We start from the raw sequence: 21,269 nt of genomic DNA, 5'->3' as shown, positions 1-21,269 counted from the left end.
CACGCACCCGCTTCTGCAGATCCACGATGTTGGCCGGGTCCAAGGGGTTGGCCTCGTGGTTCGGGAACGTGCCGTCCAGCTCGAAATACATCGGCACCAGCGCGAGCGGCAGGCCCTCGAAGACCGTCGGCACCGTGTGCCCGCCCATGCCGTTGCCCGCATCCACGACCACCTTCAGGGGGCGGCTGGACATCAGGTCCACCAGACCGCGCAGATGCGCCGCGTAGTCCCTGAGGGTGTCGCGCTCGGTGAGCGTGCCGGGCGTGGCCGCCGCCTCCGGGGCGCCGGACTCCGACCAGCCCTCCACCAGAGCCCGGATCTCGGCGAGGCCTGTGTCCTGGCCGACCGGGGCGGCGCCCGCGCGGCACATCTTGATGCCGTTGTACTGCGCGGGGTTGTGCGAGGCGGTGAACATCGCGCCCGGCAGGTTCAGCGCACCCGACGCGTAGTAGAGCTGGTCCGTCGAGCACAGGCCGATCTCCGTGACGTCGACGCCGAGCGCCGCGGCACCGCGCGCGAAGGCGCGGGAGAGGCCGGGCGACGACGGCCGCATGTCGTGACCGGTCACGATCGCGTCCGCGCCCGTCACCTTCGCGAAGGCCGCGCCGAACAGCTCGGCCAGCGACTCGTCCCACTGGTCCGGGACCACCCCGCGAACGTCATACGCCTTCACGATGTGCGACAGATCAGACACTCTTACTCGCTCCAGTCAGGCAACTCACCTGCCACAAAGGGCAGTTGGTGAGTGTGGTTCGGCGGATCATTGCGAAGGAAGGTCGCCCGCTCCGCGGGCAGGCCACTCATGACGCACGTCATGAGTGGCCATGAGTCACACGTGGTACAGGTCCGATGTCCGGCGGTAGACGTCGAGTTGAGGGCTCTGGCCAGGAGTCGAGAACAGACGGCTGTACGCGTATGCCGCGGACACCAGGGTCATGTGGTGGTGCCAGCCGGGGAAGGAGCGCCCCTCGAAGTCGAGCAGTCCGTAGTCCGCTTCCAGGGACCGCAGCGTCGAGACCGTGCCGCTGTGCATGCGTGCGAGAGCGGTGAGGTGCTCGATATCCCGGTCCACCAGACTGGTGATCCACACGCGCAGGGGACGGTCCCCCTCCGACGGCTGTTCGGCGAAGACCCGGTAGGTGTGCCGGCTGCCGGGCAGACGGACAAGGCCGGACACGACGCGGACCTGTTGCTGCTGCCGGCCCGGAGTGGTGAACGTGACGGCGTACGGGTGCCGGGTGCCGTGCCACTGCAGGAAGCGCCGGACGTCGAGGGCGCCCTGCGCGTCGGTGGCGTCACGGCGCGCGCCGGACGGACGCGAGTGGGCGGGAAGGACCGGCAGATCCAGGGGAACGGACACGACGAAGTCACGTCCCAGGCGGGAGAGTTGGTCCAGCAGGCAGACGCCCTCGGGGTAGTCGCTCACATCAGTGACGACGGGCACCGCGGGAAACGACGTATGGGCGGCGAGGTTCTCCACCAGGTCGATGACGTGCGCCCACAGCGGCAGGCTCCGGGCCGACTCGGGAACGCGTGCGCGCTCGCACAGCCGCGTGTCGTCACCCCACTGTTCGGGAAGCAACAACCGCCAGTCGACGGGGAGGTCCCCGCTCTCCGAGGACAGGAAGGCACCGATGCCGAGCTGGCAGTTGACGGTACGGCCGACGGACGGGACGAAGCGACGGTGCACCCCGCAGGAGTGATCGCCCCGCTTGGGCAGGACGGCGGTCTCGATGACCCACGCCCGCGCCCAGCCGTGCCGCTCGGCCACGCGTATCAGTTGCCTGCGCGTCGGTTCCCAGTCCCATGGGCTGGCGTTGACGAACTGCTGCAGCGACTGAGAAGCCGTGGGCGAGCTGGACACCGACGCGGCCAGTCGCCGCACCGACTTCTTGCCGGGCGTGGCCAGGAGCCCCTGGAGGTACGAGCGGGCCCAACGACGCTGGTCAGCACGCGGCAGTTGAGCGAAGAGCTCCTCCGTGAAGGCGCTGAGTGTGCCGTCCAGACCTGCGCGGTGTTCCTTCATGATGCCTCCCCTTGGCATTGCAAAGCGTCCTGACGACCACGAAAAATAATAGTAGAGGTTCTTTTTTTTCTGGACGGTGAGCCGTGCCGAGGTGAGACTTCGCCAAGTCCGTACGGGATTCATACACCGGCCCGACGACGGCTCGGCGGGAGCTGCGATCGCGGCAACGGCGGGGGGGACGGCGCCCGGGGCCACCTCCCGACGGGGCCTCGCAGGGTCGGCGTTTGTGCTGCACATCACCACGGCTGAATACTGAGCGGCACGGACCGCGGGCCGGCCGCAGACCACGTGGCGATGCCGCGTCGCGCCGCTCGAGCCGCCGGCGTCGCGGAACCGTCTGCGCGCAACTGCCCGGGGTGGGCGGGTGGTTGGAACGCAATGGCACGTCGGCCCGTTTCCCGTACAAACTTCCACGCCCAACGGCCGCTCAGGCCTGCTCGGGTGTGCGCATCCTGGAGGCAGACCATGGCGAAACAGGCACGATCGGCCCGCACCCGAGAGGCCTTGGTCCGGGCGGCGGCGTCAGTGTTCGACGACGCCGGATACGAGGGCACGGCACTCGCCCGGATCAGTGAGGCGGCCGACATCTCCATGGGCGCCCTGACCTTCCACTTCTCCTCGAAGAAGGCACTGGCCGAGGAGGTGCAGGAGCAGGGTGTGGCCACCACGCGCCGCGTCGTGGAGCAGGTGGCGGCCACGCGGGGAGCGTCCCCTCTGGAGACCGTGGTCTCCGTGACCCTCGCGCTGGCCACCCTGCTCGGACGGGACCCCCTGGTGCGTGCCGCCGCACGGCTCGCCCGCGAACGCACGGACTCCGCGTGCGACTGGTCGGACTGCTGGCTCCCCACGGTCGAGCAGCTGACCGCGCTGGCGGCCGAGAGCGAGTGTCCCGGGCGCGACGACCGCGCCACGGTCGTCGCGCTCGCACAGCTCCTCGTCGCCGGAGCGGAGGCGCACATCCGCGGCGCCGCGCGCGCCGAGAACGGACCCGACCTGTCAGGGGAGTTCGCCCGGATCTGGGAGGCCATGCTGCGCGGCATCACCGCCCGCCCCCTGGTCCGGCCGGAGCCGGGCCGGGACGAGGTGTCCGACGGCGCGCCGTCCCCTTGCGAAGCCAGGGAACTCACCGTCGCGGGGCGAGTGCCGGCCGAGGCGCGGTAAGGGGTTCCTCTCGGCCGAGAACCGGCCGCGCCATCGAGGCCGGGTCCGGGACCGACATCCGAGAGTGCGATCTTTGAACCCTCGAATGTGCCGAAGTCGTCGCTCCAAAAGGAAAAGCGCTTCGGGCTGCGGACAGCGGCTCGTAGCTTTTCCCCATGCCTGATTCATCTTCCGTCATCTCCAAGGCTGTTGTCCCCGTTGCGGGTCTTGGCACTCGCTTCCTTCCCGCAACAAAGGCCACCCCCAAGGAAATGCTTCCCGTGGTGGACAAGCCCGCCATCCAATACGTGGTCGAGGAAGCCGTGTCCGCGGGAATCTCCGACATCCTCATGGTGACCGGACGCAACAAGCGTCCTCTCGAGGACCATTTCGACCGCAACTACGAACTCGAGGAAGTACTGCGGCGCAAGGGTGACAAGGAACGCCTCTCCCAGGTGTCGGCCTCCACCGGACTCGCCGACATCCACTACGTACGCCAGGGCGATCCGCGCGGGCTCGGGCACGCCGTCCTGTGTGCGGCTCCGCACGTGGGCGCGGAGCCCTTCGCGGTACTCCTGGGAGACGACCTGATCGACGAGCGCGACCCGCTCCTGACCCGCATGGCCGAGGTCCACGCGGAGCACGGCGGCAGCGTGGTGGCGCTGATGGAGGTGGACCCGGACCAGATCCACCTGTACGGATGTGCCGCGGTGGAGGCGGACTCCGACGGCGACGTGGTGCGCATCACGGACCTGGTGGAGAAGCCGTCGCCCGGCAGCGCGCCGAGCAACTACGCGGTCATCGGCCGGTATGTCCTGGCCCCGGAGATCTTCGACGTGCTGCGCCGCACCGAGCCGGGACGTGGCGGCGAGATCCAGCTCACGGACGCGCTGCGGGACCTGGCCGGCTCCGCACAGGGCGGGCCGGTGCACGGCGTGGTGTTCTCCGGACGGCGCTACGACACCGGGGACCGCGCGGACTACCTGCGCGCCACCGTGCGGCTGGCGTGCGAACGCGAGGACCTGGGGCCCGGATTCCTGGCGTGGCTGCGGACGTTCGTGGCCGAAGAGGCGCTGACGCCGACGGGCTGACGGGCTGACGGGCTGACGGGCGATGCCGTTCCCACGCCCGACCGGGGATCCGGCCGTGGTCGCACCGGGGATCCGGCCGTGGTCGCGCGGCCGGGCGCGGCGACTTCACGAACTTGCCAAGAACGTCCGGGATATCCCGCACGGCCATGGTTATTGAGCCGCCGTTGCGTAATGTCGTTGCCCGCGCCAGACATGTTCCCTGCGCACCAGCAGAGACGGGTCCACATCGCCGTGGATTCCGGGGGATGCACCGGAGCGAGAGTGTTCTGCACTGCGTGTCCGAACCCTCGTCGGGCGTACGGAAAGCGTCGATTTCCCCCTCGCACCGCAGAAACCCACCGTGCAGCAGATACCCGTCGGATCTCTCCCGCCGCCAAATTGACGTCGTCCCGGAGAGCGGCATTATCCGGCCCCGGCCTGGTTCCGTGCGCCATACATCGCCTGTGACCGCTTCTGGCCGAGCCTGCCCCCTGACGAGCCTGCCCATTGACGAGCCTGAGGATGAAAAAGAAATGCGGACCGTTGCAGTTGTTCTCGGTACCCGGCCGGAGGCCATCAAGTTCGCGCCGGTGATCCGAGCGCTTCAGGACGACCCACGCTTCCACCCGATCGTCGTCTCGACCGGACAGCACCGGCAGATGCTCGACGAAACCCTGGACGCCTTCGACCTCGAGCCGGACATCGACCTGGAGATCATGGCGCCGAAGCAGACGCTGTCCCAGGTGACCTCCCGGTCCTTGCACGGCCTCGGCGAGGTGTTCAAGGACCTTTCGGCGGAGGCCGTGCTCGTCCACGGCGACACGGCGACCACCCTGGCCGCCGCGCTGTCCGGCTTCCACCACCAGATTCCCGTCGTCCACGTCGAGGCGGGGCTGCGCAGCGGGCACCTGCGGTCGCCGTTCCCCGAGGAGGGCAACCGCAGGCTCGTGGCACAGATCGCGGCGCTGCACCTCGCCCCCACCCCCGGCAACCGCACCAACCTGCTGCGGGAAGGGATCGCCGACGACAGCATCGTGGTGACGGGAAACACCGTCATCGACGCGCTCCAGTGGGCCAGCGGGAAGTCCTCCTCGTACGGCCACCCCGCGCTGGAGGACCTCGACACGGACACCCGGCGCATCGTCGTCGCCTCCGCCCACCGGCGCGAGGCGTGGCCGCATCTGCCGGAGATCGCGGATGCCTTCGTCGACGTCGCGGAGGAGCCCGATGTCCGTGTCGTCGTCCCGCTGCACCGCAACCCCGCGGTACGGGGCACCCTGCTCCCGAAGATCGGCGGCCACCCGAACATCACGGTGGTCGATCCGCTGCCCTACCTGAGCTTCAGCAAGCTCATGCGGCGCGCGGACATCGTCCTCTCCGACAGCAGCGGCGCACAGGAGGAGGGTCCCGCGCTCGGCAAGCCGACGCTGGTCCTTGGGAACGTGACCGAGCGCTCCGAAGCAGTGGTGGCCGGTACCGCACGGCTGGTCGGGACGGACCGGGACGGCATCGTCGCCGCGGCGACCGAACTGCTGCGCAGCCCCGAGGCCTACCGCCGCATGGCCACCGCCGCCAACCCGTACGGAGACGGCCGCGCGACGGAGCGCACCGTCCAGGCCATCGCCCACTACTTCGGCGACGGCCCGGCGGCCGAGTCCTTCACTCCGGCCACCCCCGTCGACGACCTGTCCGTGGAACTGGCCCGCACCGCCACCGCCGCGCCCGCCTGAGCCGCGTGGCCCGGAGCACCTACACCAACTGGCAAGGGAAGCAGACCGTGAACCACCCCGCCCCCCTCGTCCGCGCCACGGCCGAGGACCGCAACGCCGAGACTCCGCTCAACTTCACCGGCCGGCACGTCGAGGCCACGCTGGTGCGCAACGCGGACAACTACTTCGTGCGCGGCTCCGCCATCGTCGTCAACCTGGGCGTCGACGCGGTCCACATCGCCCAGGAGCCGCGCAAGGGCATCCCTCCGCTGTCGTCCACCATCCTGCGCGAGTGCACCGTCGAACAGGCCGACGCCCTCGTCCTGTTGCGCACGGACGACGACGTACCCGTGGCGCCGATCGTCGACGAGCCGGGATGGCGGCTCCTCGGCGACCTGCTGGCACAGGCTCCGCAGCAGGGTGAGGGGACCTCCTTCCCCCGGGACACCCCCCTGTGGCGCAGCCCGCAGGACGACGCGGGGACGATCAGTTTCGATCCCGCGTACGTCCTGAAGCAGACCCAACTGCCCGAGCGCGAGCAGCAGTTCCAGATCAAGGTGAACCTCTGGTTCGCCCCGGCGGGCACCGACTGCGCCATTCACGACCGGCACGACTTCATCGAGGTGCACACGCAGGTCCACGGTCTTGGGAGCATGCAGAAGTTCAGCGCCCAGGACCACGCGGCGCTCTACGAGGACCTGCGGATGAGCCCCGGATACACCACCCCTGACCCCTTCTGCGTCCAGGAGTCCGACGGCTCGTACCGCTACCCCTGGCACCAATACCGCGCCGACACCGACTGCGTCTGGCTCGCCGTCGAATACCACGCCATCGCCCGCTGAGACGTCCTGGAGAAGACCATGTCCCACAATGACGCGACCCCGTTCCGCGCCCCCAGGTTCACCCCCGAGACGGTCGCCGACCAACTGCGCGACGGGTACTGGCTCGAGGCGCCCGACGTCGACAACGACGGCAGGCCCGACCTGTTCGGCTACGGCCTGAGCCTGGGCGAGATCTACTGGTACCAGAACGGCGAGGACTGGACCCGGCGCCTGGTCGCCGACCGGATCAAGATGCCGGTGGGTGCGGACTACGCGGACATCAGCGGCAACGGCCACCCCGACATCATCGTCTGCTACGACCTGTACGGGCCCATCGGCACCATCCACGACGCCAACGACGCCGGCGGAAAGATCGACTGGCTGGAGAACCCCGGCAGCCCGGACAAGGACGAGTCGCGCTGGAAGCGTCACTACATAGGCCGGACCACCGGCATGCACCGGCTGCGCGTCGGCCACTTCACCCAGAGCGAGCGGCTCGAGATCATCGGCCTGCCGATCGTGGCGAAGGAGGACGTCCACGCGGTGCTCCCCGTCGTGCTGTTCACGCAGCCCGACGACGTGCACGGCGCGGAGGAATGGCCGATGACGGTCATCGACGACACCCACTTCCGGATGATCCACGGGGCGGAGAAGAAGAAGGGCCTCATCCCGGGCTCGGACCGTGACTCCCTGCTGCTCGCCTCCGACGAGGGCGTCACCTGGATGTACTGGGACGAGGACAAGAAGGAGTGGATCCGGACACTCATCGGCACCGGCGAGCTCACGCAGTTCGAGCAGACCGGGTTCCGGGGCAGCGGCGACCTCAACGTCGGACGTGTCGGCGACGATCCCATGGCGTACGTCGCCGCCATCGAGCCCTTCCACGGCAACACCGTCGCCGTCTACACGAAGGCCACCGACGGTCCTGCCGACGAGGTCGAGTGGAACCGCGTCCTGCTCGACGTCTACGGCGACCCCAACGAGAACGGCGAGGGCCCCGGCCACCAGATCGTCACCGCCGACTTCGACGGCGACGGCGAGGACGAGTTCCTGGTCGCCCTGCGCGGCCCGTGGCCGTGGCAGGGGGTCATGTACTACAAGGCCGTCGACCTGAAGAACGGCATCTGGACCAAGTGGCGGGTGTCCGACGAATCCGTCGCCCGCATCGCCACCGCCGACTTCAACGGAGACGGCCGGCTCGACTTCGCCACCATCGCGTACTCGGTCCAGAACTACTACGTGGCCAAGGACGCCAAGCTCATGGTCTACCGCAACGAGATCGACATTCCGTAGCGAGGACCACCGCCCCCGCGGCGACCTCACGTCACGCGCCGGCCGCTCTTGCATGCGCCGTTAATCTGCACTGTCCTGTAGACCGCGCTCGCAGATATAAGGCGTGTGCAATTATTACCCCCGTTGTCCGCACCCGGCGGCACACACCTGACAGGAGGTTGTCCATGCCCCTCGCCCTGCTGGCCCTGGCCATCAGTTCGTTCGGGATCGGTACCACCGAATTCATCATCAACGGCCTGCTGAACGAGGTCGCCGGCGACCTGCACGTGTCGATCTCGACGGCAGGCCTGCTGACGTCCGGATACGCACTCGGCGTCGTCGTCGGCGGACCCGCGCTCACCGCCCTCACCGCGCGCATGCCCCGCAAGGTCATCCTGCTGGCGCTGATGGCTCTGTTCATCGCGGGCAGCCTGCTGTCGGCCGTCGCGCAGACCTACGGGCTGCTGATGTTCGGACGCATCGTGTCCGCCTTCGCACACGGCGCGTTCTTCGGCGTCAGCACCGTGGTCGCGGCCGACATGGTCGAACCGGCCAAGCGGGCCCGCGCGATCTCGCTGATGTTCACCGGCCTGACCCTGGCCAATGTGCTCGGCGTGCCCATGGGCACCCTGCTCGGCCAGCAGTTCGGCTGGCGGTCCACCTTCTGGGTGGTCGCCGCCCTCGGACTCATCGGCCTCATCGGCATCGCCCTGCTGGTTCCGCACACCCCGGCCGACCCGACGGAGGGACTGCGCGGACAGCTCACCGCCTTCCGGCGTCCGCAGGTGTGGCTGGCCTTCGGCATCACCGCCATCGGAATCAGCGGTCTGCACGCCTCGTTCACCTACGTCACCCCGCTGATGACCGAGGTCGCCGGCTACAGCTCCGGGGCCATCAGCTGGTTGCTCGTCCTGTTCGGCGTCGGCCTGGTCATCGGCAACCTGCTCGGCGGCAAGGCCGCCGACCGCGCCCTGATGCCCACCATCCTGGTGGTGCTCGCCGGCCTCGCGGCGACGCTGGCCCTGTTCACGATCACCGTGCACAACCGGCCCGCGGCGGCCGCGACCCTCGCGCTGCTCGGCGGCGTGGGCTTCGCGACGCTCTCGCCGCTGCAGATGTACATCATCAAGCAGGCGGGGGGCGCCAATGCCCTGGTCTCGTCCGCGAACATCGCCGCGTTCAACATCGGTGTGGCCCTCGGCGCGTGGGTCGGCGGCCTGACCATCAGCGCCGGCCTGGGATACGCCTCGGTGAACGGGGCCGGAGCCCTCCTCACCACCGGTGGTCTGCTGCTGGCCTTCCTGGCCGCGGCCCTTGGCCGACGCACCCCGGCCACCTCCCCGACCGCAACCCCCGCCACGGAACCGGCCCCTGCACCGGCGCGCAACTAGGCGCTGCAGGGGCGGAGTTCCGGGCTCTGACGGAAGGCGACCGAGCAGAGGAGAACCCGTTCCCTCTGCTCGTCCCCTCCGTCGCTCGTCCCCTCCAAAGCTCGTCCCATCCATCGCGTATCGCCGCACGGCGGCAGGAGAACTGGAGTCGACCCGTGGGGTCCAACTTGCAGAAACGACTACCTTCCCTGACGGGGATGCGCTTCATCGCAGCCTTGTTCGTCTTCCTTGCCCACATCGCCATCGAGAACCTCTGGGACGACCCGGAGGTGAACGAGTCGATGACGCTGACCGTCAACCGGCTCGGCTGGGTCGGGGTCGGCTTCTTCTTCATCCTCAGCGGCTTCGTCCTGACCTGGTCGGCCCGGCCGAAGGACACGGTCCGCGCCTTCTGGCGCCGGCGGCTGATGAAGGTCTACCCGAACCACCTGGTCACGCTGGTGATCGGCGCCCTGCTCCTGCTCTGGACCGGCCAGGCCCTCAACCTGGGCAACACCGTGCCCGGCGCGCTGCTCATCCAGTCGTGGTTCCCCAGCCCGAACGTCTTCTCCAGCACCAACAGGCCCGCCTGGTCGCTGGCGTGCGAAGCGCTCTTCTACCTGTCCTTCCCGCTCCTGCACCGGCTGATCCTGCGCATCCCGCGCAACCGCCTGTGGGCATGGACGGCCGGAGTCCTCGCCGCCGTCGTGCTGGTCCCGGTCTGTGTCCAACTCTTCGTACCCGACCGCCCGTTGGCCCCGTGGGCCGACATCCCGCTGCGGCACTTCTACGTCGTCTACAACCTCCCGCCCGTCAGGATGCTGGACTTCACGCTCGGCATCCTCCTGGCCCGGCTCGTGCGGACCGGCAAGTGGCTCCCCGTCCGGCTCTCCGCGGCCATACCGCTGCTTGGGGTCTCCCTCGTCGTCCTCATGTTCGTGCCGGCGATCTACGGCATGCTCGCCGTGACCGTCGTACCGCTCATGATGGTCATCGCCGCGGGCGCCCAGGCGGATGTGAACGGCACCCGGTCCCCGTTCCGCGGACGGGTCATGATCTGGCTCGGCGAGGTCTCCTTCGCCTTCTACATGGTCCACGACCTCGTCCTGCACTACGGCCACAGACTCATCGGAGCCGAGAAGACCTGGTCGACACCGGGCGCCATCGGGATATCCGTCCTGTTCGCCGTGGCCAGCCTGTTCTTCGCCTGGCTGCTCTACACCCTGGTGGAACGGCCCGCCATGACCCGCTGGGGACGCTCGTCCCGCCCGGCCAAGGAGCCGCGCCCAGAGCCGGCCGAAGTGCGGGTGCCCCCCGTGGGCGATCTGATTCCGCCGCAGGCGGAGCGGGAGAAGACCGCCGTCGACCGGTGACCCGGAGAACGGGCCCCCCTCAGTACTCCCCCGGCTGAGGCGGGCCGCGCGGAGGCCGACGGCTGTGACCGTCGGCCTCCGCACCCTCCCCGTGGACCGGTCCGACCGAACCACGAACCACATCGGCCCAGGGAGCGACATCATCGTGACCCCCCATGCCCACACCCCGCCGAGCGCCGGACATCCGCCGTTCTGCGTCGTGCTCGGCCCCGATCAGGCGGGCAAGTCGACCGCCCTCGACCACCTCGGCCGGTCCGCGCCGCAGTGGCGGCTGCTGTCCGTCGACGACGCCCGTCTCGCCCCCGAGCACACCCTGATCGGCCGGCTGCGCAGGAACGTCGTGAAGGACGTCGCGCCCCATCCGGACGACTGGTCCCCGGAGTTCTTCGCCTCGCTGGTGCAGACCGCGGTCGTCCATCTGCGCGACCAGCTGCTGCGCGACGAGGGGTCGGGACGGCCCGTCGTCGTCGACTCCTACTACTACAAGCTCCTGGCCAAGTGCCGTCTCGCGGGGGCCCCCGACAGCCCGCTGTTCGCGTGGTGGCGCACCTTCCCCCGGCCGCGCCGCGTGGTCTACCTCGACGTACCGCCCGAGACGGCCTGGCGGCGCAGCCGCATGGGGCTCGACCTCAACCTGCTCGAGCACTACGGCCCGCGGCCCGAGTGGGACGGGTTTCGCCGCTACCAGACCGACCTCGCCAAGACGATGCGGGACGAGATCCATTCCCTGCCCGTGACCGTGATCGAGGAACACGACCGCCCGGAGGACACCGCGGCGGCGATACGAGAGGTGCTCACCCATGAGTTCGGCTGAGTCATGGACGGATCCCGAGCGGCTGCGCCGTTACCGCGCCCGCGTGTTCGCCGAACGACAGGGGCTGCGGGAGGCCTTCGCCGACGCGGCCGGCCACCAGGAGGGCGTGCTGCGCGACCTGCTCGACTTCAACTCCGGTACGGAGTACGGGAAGCGGCACGGTTTCGACCGTATCCGCACCCTGGACGACTTCCGCAAGGCCGTGCCCGTCCAGACCTACGCGGACCTCGAGCCGTGGATCGAACGCGCCGCGGGCGGTGAGCCCGGCGTCCTGACCGCCGACCGGCCCACCGTCTTCTTCACCAGCAGCGGCAGCACCGGCGCGCACAAGAAGGTCCCGGTGACGCCCCGCTTCATGCGCACCACCTTCTTCCCCTTCTACTACGCCGCGTGGGCGCCCCTGATCGAGCACTTCCCCGACGTCCTGAGCCACCCGGGCGCCGTGCTCAACCTCAAGCACGACCCGCTCTCCGCCCCGCCGACCACCGCGTCAGGACGGCCCCATGTCGGCGCGAGCCAGGTCGACTTCGGCTCGGCCTTCGGCGAGCCGCTCTCCGCGGAGCCCGGCACCGGCGCCCCCTGGGCGACGCTTCCGGTTCCGGTCGCGGCCGACGAGCACCTGGAGAAGATGTATCTGCGGCTGCGCCTCGCGGTGGAGAGCGATGTGCGCTGCGTCATCGGGATCAACCCCGCGATGGTGGCGGCCCTGCCCCATCAGCTGCGCCAGTGGTGGCCGCGCATCGTCAAGGAGGTGCGCGACGGCACCCTGGGCGGACTGCCGTACGGCTCCCCGAACCCCGAGCGGGCGGCCGAACTCGAGCGGCTCGCCCGGCGCCACGGCACCGTACGCCCCGCGCACGTCTGGCCGCACATGCGCGCCCTGTTCTGCTGGACCACGGGCCTCGCGTCCCTCTATCTCCCGCGGCTGCGCGAGGAGTTCGGCGCGGGCGTGACCGCTCTGCCCGCGCCCGTCGCCGCCTCCGAGGGGCCGGTGGGCGTGGCCCTCGACCGGCACCGCACGGCGGGCAGCCTCGTCGTCACCGCCGCGGTGCACGAGTTCGCCGACGCCGATCAGGACCTCGGGCCCGACACCGCCACGCTGCGGCCCGACGAACTGGAGCCGGGCCGCGACTACCACGTCGTGTTCAGCCACGTCGGCGGGCTCTACCGCTACGCCGTCGGTGATGTCGTACGGGTCGTCGACCATCAGGAGGGCGTGCCCCGCCTCGAGTACACGGGCCGCGGCAACCACCGCTCCGATCACGCCGGGGAGCGACTGCGCGACGCCCAGGTCATCAGGGCCCTGCAGAGCGCGCTCGACGCCACAGGCCTCGAACTGCGCAACGCCGCCTGCCGGGTGGCGACGGGCCCGCGGCGGCCCGCGGCCTACGAGTTCGCGGTTTCGGCGACGACGCCGTGGAGCCAGGACGAATCCGCCCGCTTCACCGGCCGGCTCGACCAGGCGCTGCGGCGCGAGTCGGCCGGCTATCACGCCGCGCGCACCACGGACCGGCTCGCCGCTCCGACGCTGAACCTGCTGGACCCCGAGGCGTTCCTGCGCGACTGGCAGGAGCAGGTCGCGTGCGGCATCCGCCCCACCCAGGTCAAGGACCGGCTCTTCCGCCAGGACCCGCAGCTGTGGGCCCGGCTCACGGAACCCTCCCGCGGCTGAGCGCGCGGCCGGCCACCGGCCCCGCCCCCGCGGCCCTCTTCGCACCGAGAGAAAGCAAGGACTGCCATGACCGCATCACTGGACGCCGTCGAACGGACCGCGCTGCTCACCGCCGCACTGCGCGCCGCCGAGACCAAACGCCCCGACCGGCTGTACGAGGACCCGTACGCCGCGGCGCTCGCCGGGGACATCGGTGCCGAACTGCTCGCGGAGGTCCGCGCGGCCACCTTCCCGCCCGGCCTGGAGCGGACCCTGCCGAGCACCCCCGACTACAACGCCATCCGCACCAGGTTCTTCGACGACTACCTCCAGGAGGCGGCGGCCGACCCGGAGACCACCCAGATCGTGCTCGCCCCGGCCGGCATGGACTCGCGCGCCTACCGGCTCGACTGGCCGGCCCGCGTGCGCTGGTTCGAGGTCGACCGTCCCGCCGTCCTCGCGTACAAGGAGGAGCGGCTCCCCGACGTCGAGCCGCGCACGGACCATCGCAAGGTCGCCGTCGACCTCACCTCCCCCTCCTGGGAGGACGACCTGCGGGCCGCGGGGTACGACCCCGCCACCCCCTCCACCTGGCTGCTCGAAGGGCTGCTCTACTACATCCCCGAGCCGGACACCCACCGCATCCTGGAACGGGTCGCCGCGATCTCCGCGCCGGGCAGCCGCATCGCCGCCGACATCGTCAACACGGCGGCCCTGACCCTGCCTCAGATGCAGGGCCTCCTTGACGTGTTCGACGGCTGGGGCTGCCCCTGGCTGTTCGGCACGGACCAGCCGGAGGCCCTGTTCGACCGCTATGGATTCACCGTGCGGGCGCCCCAGCCCGGGGAGCGGGGCGCGGACTTCGGGCGCTGGCCCGACCCGGTTCCGCCGCGCGACGTGGACGACGTGCGGCGGGTCTTCTTCGTCCACGGACGGCGGCGCTGACATGCCGTCGGCAGTGATCGTCGGTGGCAGCTTCGCCGGGCTCGCCGGCGCCCTGGCGCTGTCCGGCATCGGCTACCGCGTCCTGGTCCTCGAACGGGCGCCGAAGCCTCCCCAGTGGTCCATCGCCGAGGCCGTCTCCTGGTGGGAGCGCCCGACCGTGCCGCAGGGACTGCACTCGCACACCCTCACCTCACTCGGCGTACGGGTGCTGCGCGAGCGGGCTCCCCAGGTACTCAACGCGGCCCGGGTGGCGGGCGCCCCCACCCTCGACCTCACCGATGCCCTGCCCGCGGGCGCGACCGACACCGCACGCGAACCCGGCGACGCCGAACTGGTCGCGCTCGGCTGCCGCCGCTCCAGCCTGGAGCTGATGCTCCACCGAGCGGTCGGCGAGCTGCCCGGCGTCACCGTCCGGCACGACACCACCGTCAGCGGCATCGAACTCGACCGCTCCGCACGGCGGGTGCGTGCCGTCGTCACCGGCGACGGCACGCGCATCCCCGCCGACATCGTGGTGGACGCGACGGGGCGCCGCGCGCTGTCGCGCACGTGGCTGCGCGACGCCGGCCTGCCGGTCGCCGCGGACCGCACAAGCCCGTCCGGGCTCACCGGTTACACCCGCTTCTACCAGCTCAAGACCAGCACCCTGCCGGGGCCCATCAACCGCGGCAACGCCGTCGGCGACATCTTCGGCCACTACGCCGGAGTCCTGCACCCGGGCGACAACGACACCTTCTCCATCGCCCTGGCCACCCTGCCCGGCGACCGGGCGCTGCACGGCCTGCGCAGCCGGGCCGGGTTCACCGCGGCGGCACGCGCCACCCCGGGTCTCGCCCCCTGGCTGGAGAACAGCACCGGCGCGCCGATCTCGCCCGTACGCGTGATCACCGGTCCGCCCAACACGCTGCGGGGCACGGCGAGCACCCGGCAGGCTCCGGTCGCCGGTCTTTTCCCGGTGGGCGACGCGGCCTGCATCACCAACCCGCTGTTCGGCCGCGGCATGTCGCTCGCCCTTGAGCACGCCTTCCGGCTCGCGGATCTGCTCGACGGGCAGCCGGACGTCGACATCGCGCAGCGCGAGGCCGTGGCCCGGATGACGCAGCAGCTGTTCCTCCCCTGGTACGAGCAGTCCGCCGCGTCCGACCGGCTGCGCATCGCCCACTGGCGGGCCGCCGTCGACGGCACGCCCGCCCCCGCGCCGGTCCGGTCGCAGGACGGCCCGCCCGGCTTCGACGAGATCGCGGCCGCGGCGCGCAGCGACTGCACGGTGTGGCGGGGGCTTACCCGCGTCCTCATGTCGCTCAGCACCCCCGCGGAGGTGCTCGGCGACGAGAAGTTCGTCGCCCGCGTCCGGCAGGCGGGGCCACCCGCCGATGCACGGCCCGAGGGACCCGGCAGGGACGAGCTCGTGCGCGCGGTCATGTCGGCCGAGGGGGCTCTCGTATGACGGCCCTCCCCCTGGAGCAGCCGAGAGCGCACCCGGCAGCCTCGCCAGCGGGCCGCCGCCGCGTCCTGCTCGCGCCGATCACCGTCACCCCGTCCAAGCCGCTGACCCCCAGCCACCTCAAGGGGCTCCTGTGGACGGACGTGATGTACCGGGCCACCCGGCAGCTGGCCGACGTCACCTACCGCTACAGCCACACCACCTATCACCCCACCGAACAGACCCTGGGGTTCTGGGAGTTCCTCGACCGCACCCACGGCGACACCGACTACACCGACCTCGCCGAGGACGGCATCGGCGAGCTGTACGTCGACTTCCGCGCGGCGCCACGCGCTTCGGCCCACGCCCTGCGGCCCTACGCCGAAGCGGTCGAGCACGGCTGGGTGCACCCCGCGGGCACCCGTGTCCTGCGGCTGTGGACCGAGCACTACGCCGCGCTCGGCCTGCACGACCCCGGCCTGCTGCGTCACCAGCCGCCCGGCCTCACCCTCGACGCCGCCCTGAACCGCCTGGCCGGCCTCGGCATGTGCCTGGACCAGCGCGACGTCGGCGGACCCGTCTACCTGGACCTCACCCGCTTCGGGCTGCCCCTGCGGCAGCTGGTCACGGCCGACGGCCGCGCCAACTATCTGGCCTGCGCGCTGCGTGAACTCCTTCCCATGGCACCGGACTTCGACGAAGTGGTGCTGCTCTACGACAGCGAGCTCGACCCCGACTACCAGCAGCTGTCACGGGTGCTCACGGCGCTGGGGCCCAGCGTGCGGCGGGTGAGCCTGGGCAGAGTGCCCATCGACGGGCAGATCCGCTCGGCCCGCCAGGGCGGCTGGCGCGACGTGCACGCGGGCGCCCTCCTGCGGGCCGTGCGCGACGAGCACGACCCGGCCGCCGTCCACCTGGGCATGCGGCTGTACTTCATCGCCATGCTCGGGCCCGGCCGGCAGCAGTCCTTCCGCGCCGACCTGCTGCACCAGAGCATCAGGCGGGCCGGGCAGCTCCTCGCGTCGGCCCGGCACGATGCGCCGCGACCTCTCGACGAGCATCTCGCGCGGCACCGCAAGGACCACCTGTACGTCGATCCGTACCGGCTGGCCTCCGGCCTGCTCGGCAAGCGCCGTGCCGCACCCGCATCGGACCTCCTGACAACGGTGTTCTCATGACCTTGACCCAGCAGGGCCTGCGCGAGCGGGCCGCCGCACGCATCCGTGCCGCACGACCCGGCCTCGCCGCACGGCACGACCTGGACAGCTACGACGGGCTCATGGCGGCCCAGCACGACATCGCGGCCGAGGACGCGGACGCGGGCGCCCTGGCCGCCGTAGTGCTGCGCAGCTTCGACCTCGCCCAATGGGCCCGCGAGACCTGCTCGTTCGCCCTGGGGGTGGGGCCCGAGCGGGCGGCCGCCTGGCGCGCCTCGTTCACCCGCACCGTGTTCCTCGCCGGCAACCCCGCCCACCTGCGCGACCGGTTCACCTTCGCGCACCTCGCCCCCGATCTCTCGGCGGCGTGGGCCGCGCCGGGGCCCGCATCGGAGACGGCCGGGCTGCGGCGGCTCCTGAAGCTCTTCGACGGCCCTGCCGCCCTGCCGGACCGCCCGGACACCGTCATCGAGATCCCCGGCGGGCCCTCCGCGGGCAGCCGCAGCGGCGTGTGCCGCGAGCTGTATGTCGCCACCGCCGACTGCACCGTCTCCGAGGCCCTCGTCCACGTCAATCACGTGCTCGTCGAGGCGGTCCTGGACGGTGCCATCGCCCCTGGCGACCACCTGGCGCTCCGTCAATTGCCGCGCCTGTCCTGGGGTCAGGGACGCCTGGCCCGCGTGCGCGCCGTCACCGACCACCAGCTCCCCGGACGGCTGAAGGCCGCCGCCGGGCTCACCGAGGAGGCACTCCTTGCCTGAAGCGACTGCGACCGCGACTGGGGCGACTGCGACCGCGCCCCCGATCCCGGTCCCGACCACCACCGACACCCGGGTCATCCGGTTCGGCTATCACGGCTCCGCCGCGGTGGCGTCCCACATCATCGGCCTGGCCGGCTGGGACAAGGCCGCCGTGCGGCTGAGCGAGTACGACGTCGCCGACCCGTTCAGAGGCGTGCGGGCCGACGAACTGGACCTGATGATCGTCAAGTTCGGGCTCAGGGAGCCCGACCTGGTCACCAGCCGGGTGCTCGCCGAGGACGCTCGCGCGGTCGTCGTCGGCGCGGGGCATCCGCTCGCCGCCCGCGCTTCGGTCTCCGTCGAAGAACTCGCCGACCACGACACCTTCGCCCGCCCTGGCACCTTCCCCGACTACGTGTGGGACGAGGTCGTGCCGTCGCGCACCCCGGCAGGACGCCCCATCCGCCGCAACCGCCTGGTCACCTCCATCCCCGAGATGATGGGCCTGGTGGCCCGGGGGGAGGCCGTGCACATCTCGCTCCTGTCCCTGGCCGACATCGCACCGCCGGGCATCCGCGTGGTGCCGCTCCACGACCTGCCGCCCGCCCCGGTCACCGTGGCCTGGCGTCGCGGCCGCGAACTCCCCGAACACATACGGAAGTTCATCACCACGGCGGAAGCGGAGGCGTCCCGATGACCACCCTCGCGACCCCCGTCCCCGTGGTGCTGCTGCATGCCCTGTCGCTGCGCGCCACGATGTGGGAGGCCCAGGCAGGCGCGCTGCGCGCGCTCGGCCATCGCGTCCTCGCTCCCGATCAGCGCGGCTTCGGCGCCACCCCGCTGGGGGACGAGCCGCCCTCCCTCGACACCGTGGCCGACGACCTGGCCCGCACCCTCGACGAGCACGGCATCGAACGGGCCGCCCTGGCCGGATCGTCCATGGGCGGATACGCGGCGATGGCTTTCCTGCGCCGCTTCCCCGACCGGGTCGCGGGACTCGCCCTGATGTCCGCGCGCGCAACCGCCGACAGCCCCGAAGCCGCCACCCAGCGCCTGCAGTTCGCCCATGTCGTCCAGGACGAGAAGGCTGGGCGGCCCCTGGTCGAGCGCGTCACACCCGCGCTGCTCGGCGCCACGACCCGGCGGCGCAACCCCGAGCTCCTCGCCCACGTCCTCGCCGACGCCCGTGCGGCCGACCCTGCCGCCCTGGCCTGGGCACAACGGGCCATCGCCGCGCGCCCCGACTCCACCGACGTGCTGCGCGCCGCCCGGGTGCCGGCCGTGGTGATCGCCGGGGCCGAGGACGCATTGGTGGCCGCCGACGAGTCCCGGCACGTCGCCGACGCCCTGCCGCACGCGCGGCTGGTCACGGTGGCGCGCGCAGGGCACCTGCAACCCCTGGAAGCGCCCGAGAAGGTCACCGCGGCCCTGGGCCGCCTCCTCGCCGAGATCGCCGCGACGGACCACGACCGCCCCGCGACACCCGTCGGCGCCGACACCGGGAACAGAGGCCTCGCATGCTGACCGAAGACCACAAGGACTGGGGCTACACCACCTCGACCGGCCTCGGCTTCACCCACCACTCCGTCGTCGACACCCACTTCCGCGCCTGCGAACGGTCCTACCTCGACCTGCTCGGCCGAGCGGGCGTCGCACCGGGACAGCACGTGCTCGACGCGGGGTGCGGCCCCGGCGACTTCCTGCCGCACCTGGGATCCCTCGTGGGCGCGAGCGGCAGGGTCACCGCCATCGACCTCGCCGAGGAGAACGTGGCGCTCGCCGCACGGCGCTCCGGGGAGTGGCAACTGCCGTGCTCCGTAGAGGTGCACCGGGCGAGCCTGCTCGAACTGCCCTACCCGGACGACTCCTTCGACGCCGTGTGGTGCTCCAACACCGTGCAGTACCTCGATGACGACGAACTGGCCGCCGCACTGGCCGAGTTCAGCCGTGTCGTGCGTCCAGGCGGCACCGTGGCCGTCAAGGACCTCGACGCCCACCTGATCACGGCACGGCCCGCCGACCCCTATCTGTTCGGCGACTTCTTCCGCGCCGCGGGCGCCGCGCCGGGCTACGCCCGCCAACTGCTGCGCACCCGGGAGCTGTACCGCCACCTCAAGCGGGCCGGGCTCACCGAAGTGCGCCAGCAGACCGTCCTGATCGAGCACCACGCGCCGCTGCCCCCCGCCGCGACGGACTTCTACACCGCGGCCTGCGCCCAGATCGCCGGGCAGGCACTGGCGCTCGGCCTCAGCGAGGAGTGGCGGCGGTTCACCGACCCCGCCGCGCCCGACCACCCGCTGCGCTCCCCCGACGGATACATCAGCGAGGGAAACGCACTGGCCGTCGGCACCGTGCCCGCCGCCCACCACTGACGGCGTCCCTCTCCCCGACCACCGACGAGGAGCCGAGACCACCCATGCCGGCGACCGCCCCCTCCCCCTGCCCGCCCGCGCCGGGCCGTGTTCCCCTGCTCGGGCACGCGCCCGCCCTGCTGCGCAGGCCCCTGTCCTTCTTCGAGTCCACCCGCACCGACGACCCGCTGGTCCGCATCGGCTTCGGCCCTTTCCACCTGTACCTGGCCAACGACCCGGCCCTGGTCCACCGCATCCAGGTGGACACCGGGGCCTTCGAGCGGGGCCGCTTCTTCGAGGGCCTCGCCGGCCACTTCGGCAACCCGCTGATCGCCTCCGAAGGCGCGGCCCACAGCCACCAGCGACGGATCGTCAAGCCCGCCTTCAGCCGGCGCAGCGTCCGCTCCCACACCCAGGACATCGTCGAGGAGGCCGACCGGCAGTTCTCCTCCTGGCGGCCCGGCACACCCGTCGCCGCGGACGAAGCCCTGTCGGATCTCGTCGCGGCGGTCGTGCTGCGTGCCCTGTTCAGCGCCGACCTGAGCCACGACGTCGTACGCGACATCCGGCAGACCCTCTTCCTGATCGCCCGCAGGCTGATCCCCAGGACCGTCTTCCCCGGCTTCCTGATGTCCCTGCCGACGCCGGGGAACCGCCGGTTCGACGCGGCCGTGCGGCGCTTCCACGCCATCGTCGACGCACTGGCCCAGGACCGCCGCGCCCACCCGGTGGCCGCGCACGACGTCCTGGACGTGCTGCTGAAGTCGACGCACCCGCTGACGGGCCTGCCGTACACCGACGAGGAGGTCCGCGGCGAGTTCCTGATGATGCTCTTCGCCGCCCTGGAAACCACCGGCACCTCGCTGACCTGGGCGGTGTTCGAGACGACCGTCCGGCCCGAGGTGCAGCGACGGATGCACGACGAGGCCTCGGCCGTCCTGGACGCAGGGCCGCTCGACTACGACCGCCTCAAGGACCTCTCGTACACCCGCAAGGTCGTCGACGAAACGCTGCGGCTGCACGCGCCGATGCTGTTCACCCGGCGGGCCCGGCACGACGTCGAGCTCGCCGGGACCCTCGTCCCCGCGGGCTCCGAGATCGGCTACAGCCCGCGGGCCATGCACCGCAACCCGGACACGTACGACCGCCCCCGGCACTTCGACCCGGAGCGCGGCGAGTCCGAAACCGGCCAGGACCTGCCGCGCGGCGCCTACTTCCCGTGGGGCACCGGACCACACCGCTGCATCGGGGAGCACCTCGCCGAGACCACGATGACGGTGGCCCTGGCCACCCTGGTCACCCGCTGGCAGCTGCGGATCGCGCCGGGCACCCGAAGGATCACGGAGTCGAACAGCTCCCTGCCGCACCCGAGCAGCCTCCCCCTGGTGGTGACTCCGCGCACCTGAA

Annotated in this window: 19 protein-coding genes; 17 read left to right on the top strand and 2 right to left on the bottom strand. The window is 71.3% G+C overall.

Annotated features, from left to right (window positions below):
* Together ABD378_RS21140 and ABD378_RS21135 are read right to left on the bottom strand one after the other, a co-directional pair.
* A partial coding sequence (locus tag ABD378_RS21140) for a phosphohexomutase domain-containing protein (protein WP_486389301.1) occupies window positions 1–694 on the bottom strand: 694 nt, incomplete at its 3' end.
* Between the two features lie 135 nt (window positions 695–829).
* Window positions 830–2,026: an IS701 family transposase gene (locus ABD378_RS21135; protein WP_344522498.1), complete on the bottom strand. Its 1,197-nt coding sequence runs from the start codon at window positions 2,024–2,026 to the stop codon at window positions 830–832.
* 465 nt (window positions 2,027–2,491) lie between these two features.
* Between ABD378_RS21135 and ABD378_RS21130 the strand changes: the two genes are divergently transcribed.
* The 17 genes from ABD378_RS21130 to ABD378_RS21050 all read left to right on the top strand — a co-directional run bounded on the left by ABD378_RS21130 (window position 2,492) and on the right by ABD378_RS21050 (window position 21,268).
* Window positions 2,492–3,187 carry a TetR family transcriptional regulator gene (locus ABD378_RS21130; protein ID WP_344522497.1) on the top strand — a complete coding sequence of 232 codons (696 nt, stop codon included), beginning with the start codon at window positions 2,492–2,494 and terminating at the stop codon, window positions 3,185–3,187.
* Window positions 3,188–3,342: 155 nt separating this feature from the next.
* Window positions 3,343–4,257 (top strand): UTP--glucose-1-phosphate uridylyltransferase GalU, encoded by a 915-nt coding sequence (galU, locus tag ABD378_RS21125; protein ID WP_344522496.1) that lies wholly within the window; start codon window positions 3,343–3,345, stop codon window positions 4,255–4,257.
* Between the two features lie 512 nt (window positions 4,258–4,769).
* Window positions 4,770–5,966 carry a non-hydrolyzing UDP-N-acetylglucosamine 2-epimerase gene (gene wecB, locus ABD378_RS21120; RefSeq protein ID WP_344522495.1) on the top strand — a complete coding sequence of 399 codons (1,197 nt, stop codon included), beginning with the start codon at window positions 4,770–4,772 and terminating at the stop codon, window positions 5,964–5,966.
* 5 nt (window positions 5,967–5,971) lie between these two features.
* Entirely contained in the window at window positions 5,972–6,787 is an 816-nt protein-coding gene (locus ABD378_RS21115; protein WP_344522494.1) for a hypothetical protein, read from the top strand.
* Window positions 6,788–6,805: 18 nt separating this feature from the next.
* On the top strand, window positions 6,806–8,059 hold the full coding sequence (locus tag ABD378_RS21110) for an FG-GAP repeat domain-containing protein (RefSeq protein ID WP_344522493.1): 1,254 nt from the start codon (window positions 6,806–6,808) through the stop codon (window positions 8,057–8,059).
* A gap of 164 nt (window positions 8,060–8,223) precedes the next feature.
* Complete coding sequence (locus ABD378_RS21105) at window positions 8,224–9,429, top strand: MFS transporter (RefSeq protein ID WP_344522492.1); 1,206 nt, start codon at window positions 8,224–8,226, stop codon at window positions 9,427–9,429.
* Between the two features lie 197 nt (window positions 9,430–9,626).
* Window positions 9,627–10,781, top strand: a complete 1,155-nt coding sequence (locus ABD378_RS21100) for an acyltransferase family protein (RefSeq protein WP_344522491.1) — start codon at window positions 9,627–9,629, stop codon at window positions 10,779–10,781.
* A gap of 145 nt (window positions 10,782–10,926) precedes the next feature.
* Window positions 10,927–11,595, top strand: a complete 669-nt coding sequence (locus tag ABD378_RS21095) for a dTMP kinase (protein WP_344522490.1) — start codon at window positions 10,927–10,929, stop codon at window positions 11,593–11,595.
* The gene (locus ABD378_RS21090; RefSeq protein ID WP_344522489.1) at window positions 11,582–13,267 is read left to right on the top strand and encodes a GH3 auxin-responsive promoter family protein; all 1,686 of its coding nucleotides are present in this window, start codon (window positions 11,582–11,584) and stop codon (window positions 13,265–13,267) included. Before ABD378_RS21095 ends, ABD378_RS21090 begins: the two co-directional genes overlap by 14 nt.
* 66 nt (window positions 13,268–13,333) lie before the next feature.
* Window positions 13,334–14,191, top strand: coding sequence for a class I SAM-dependent methyltransferase (locus ABD378_RS21085; RefSeq protein WP_344522488.1), 858 nt, complete (start codon window positions 13,334–13,336; stop codon window positions 14,189–14,191).
* 1 nt (window position 14,192) lies between these two features.
* Window positions 14,193–15,638, top strand: coding sequence for an FAD-dependent oxidoreductase (locus ABD378_RS21080; RefSeq protein WP_344522487.1), 1,446 nt, complete (start codon window positions 14,193–14,195; stop codon window positions 15,636–15,638).
* On the top strand, window positions 15,635–16,792 hold the full coding sequence (locus tag ABD378_RS21075; RefSeq protein ID WP_344522486.1) for a hypothetical protein: 1,158 nt from the start codon (window positions 15,635–15,637) through the stop codon (window positions 16,790–16,792). The genes ABD378_RS21080 and ABD378_RS21075 overlap by 4 nt, the downstream gene beginning before the upstream one ends.
* Window positions 16,789–17,532, top strand: coding sequence for a DUF6182 family protein (locus tag ABD378_RS21070; protein ID WP_344522485.1), 744 nt, complete (start codon window positions 16,789–16,791; stop codon window positions 17,530–17,532). Before ABD378_RS21075 ends, ABD378_RS21070 begins: the two co-directional genes overlap by 4 nt.
* Window positions 17,525–18,208, top strand: a complete 684-nt coding sequence (locus tag ABD378_RS21065) for a substrate-binding domain-containing protein (RefSeq protein ID WP_344522484.1) — start codon at window positions 17,525–17,527, stop codon at window positions 18,206–18,208. The genes ABD378_RS21070 and ABD378_RS21065 overlap by 8 nt, the downstream gene beginning before the upstream one ends.
* Window positions 18,205–19,035: an alpha/beta fold hydrolase gene (locus tag ABD378_RS21060; RefSeq protein WP_344522483.1), complete on the top strand. Its 831-nt coding sequence runs from the start codon at window positions 18,205–18,207 to the stop codon at window positions 19,033–19,035. The genes ABD378_RS21065 and ABD378_RS21060 overlap by 4 nt, the downstream gene beginning before the upstream one ends.
* The gene (locus ABD378_RS21055) at window positions 19,029–19,883 is read left to right on the top strand and encodes a class I SAM-dependent methyltransferase (protein ID WP_344522482.1); all 855 of its coding nucleotides are present in this window, start codon (window positions 19,029–19,031) and stop codon (window positions 19,881–19,883) included. Before ABD378_RS21060 ends, ABD378_RS21055 begins: the two co-directional genes overlap by 7 nt.
* Window positions 19,884–19,927: 44 nt before the next feature.
* Window positions 19,928–21,268 carry a cytochrome P450 gene (locus ABD378_RS21050; RefSeq protein ID WP_344522481.1) on the top strand — a complete coding sequence of 447 codons (1,341 nt, stop codon included), beginning with the start codon at window positions 19,928–19,930 and terminating at the stop codon, window positions 21,266–21,268.
* Window position 21,269: the final 1 nt, after the last annotated feature.

The organism is Streptomyces rectiviolaceus (assembly GCF_039533825.1).
Lineage (GTDB): Bacteria > Actinomycetota > Actinomycetes > Streptomycetales > Streptomycetaceae > Streptomyces > Streptomyces rectiviolaceus.
The sequence above is the reverse complement of the archived record's forward strand: the minus strand, read 5'-3'. Positions and strand labels throughout refer to the sequence as shown.

What these genes read in the sequence shown, in the direction of transcription:
- ABD378_RS21135 (WP_344522498.1), bottom strand. Translation starts at nt 2,026, where the DNA reads ATGAAGGAACACCGCGCAGGTCTGGACGGCACACTCAGCGCCTTCACG.
- ABD378_RS21130 (WP_344522497.1), top strand. Translation starts at nt 2,492, where the DNA reads ATGGCGAAACAGGCACGATCGGCCCGCACCCGAGAGGCCTTGGTCCGG.
- galU (WP_344522496.1), top strand. Translation starts at nt 3,343, where the DNA reads ATGCCTGATTCATCTTCCGTCATCTCCAAGGCTGTTGTCCCCGTTGCG.
- wecB (WP_344522495.1), top strand. Translation starts at nt 4,770, where the DNA reads ATGCGGACCGTTGCAGTTGTTCTCGGTACCCGGCCGGAGGCCATCAAG.
- ABD378_RS21110 (WP_344522493.1), top strand. Translation starts at nt 6,806, where the DNA reads ATGTCCCACAATGACGCGACCCCGTTCCGCGCCCCCAGGTTCACCCCC.
- ABD378_RS21105 (WP_344522492.1), top strand. Translation starts at nt 8,224, where the DNA reads ATGCCCCTCGCCCTGCTGGCCCTGGCCATCAGTTCGTTCGGGATCGGT.
- ABD378_RS21100 (WP_344522491.1), top strand. Translation starts at nt 9,627, where the DNA reads ATGCGCTTCATCGCAGCCTTGTTCGTCTTCCTTGCCCACATCGCCATC.
- ABD378_RS21090 (WP_344522489.1), top strand. Translation starts at nt 11,582, where the DNA reads ATGAGTTCGGCTGAGTCATGGACGGATCCCGAGCGGCTGCGCCGTTAC.
- ABD378_RS21085 (WP_344522488.1), top strand. Translation starts at nt 13,334, where the DNA reads ATGACCGCATCACTGGACGCCGTCGAACGGACCGCGCTGCTCACCGCC.
- ABD378_RS21080 (WP_344522487.1), top strand. Translation starts at nt 14,193, where the DNA reads ATGCCGTCGGCAGTGATCGTCGGTGGCAGCTTCGCCGGGCTCGCCGGC.
- ABD378_RS21075 (WP_344522486.1), top strand. Translation starts at nt 15,635, where the DNA reads ATGACGGCCCTCCCCCTGGAGCAGCCGAGAGCGCACCCGGCAGCCTCG.
- ABD378_RS21070 (WP_344522485.1), top strand. Translation starts at nt 16,789, where the DNA reads ATGACCTTGACCCAGCAGGGCCTGCGCGAGCGGGCCGCCGCACGCATC.
- ABD378_RS21060 (WP_344522483.1), top strand. Translation starts at nt 18,205, where the DNA reads ATGACCACCCTCGCGACCCCCGTCCCCGTGGTGCTGCTGCATGCCCTG.
- ABD378_RS21055 (WP_344522482.1), top strand. Translation starts at nt 19,029, where the DNA reads ATGCTGACCGAAGACCACAAGGACTGGGGCTACACCACCTCGACCGGC.
- ABD378_RS21050 (WP_344522481.1), top strand. Translation starts at nt 19,928, where the DNA reads ATGCCGGCGACCGCCCCCTCCCCCTGCCCGCCCGCGCCGGGCCGTGTT.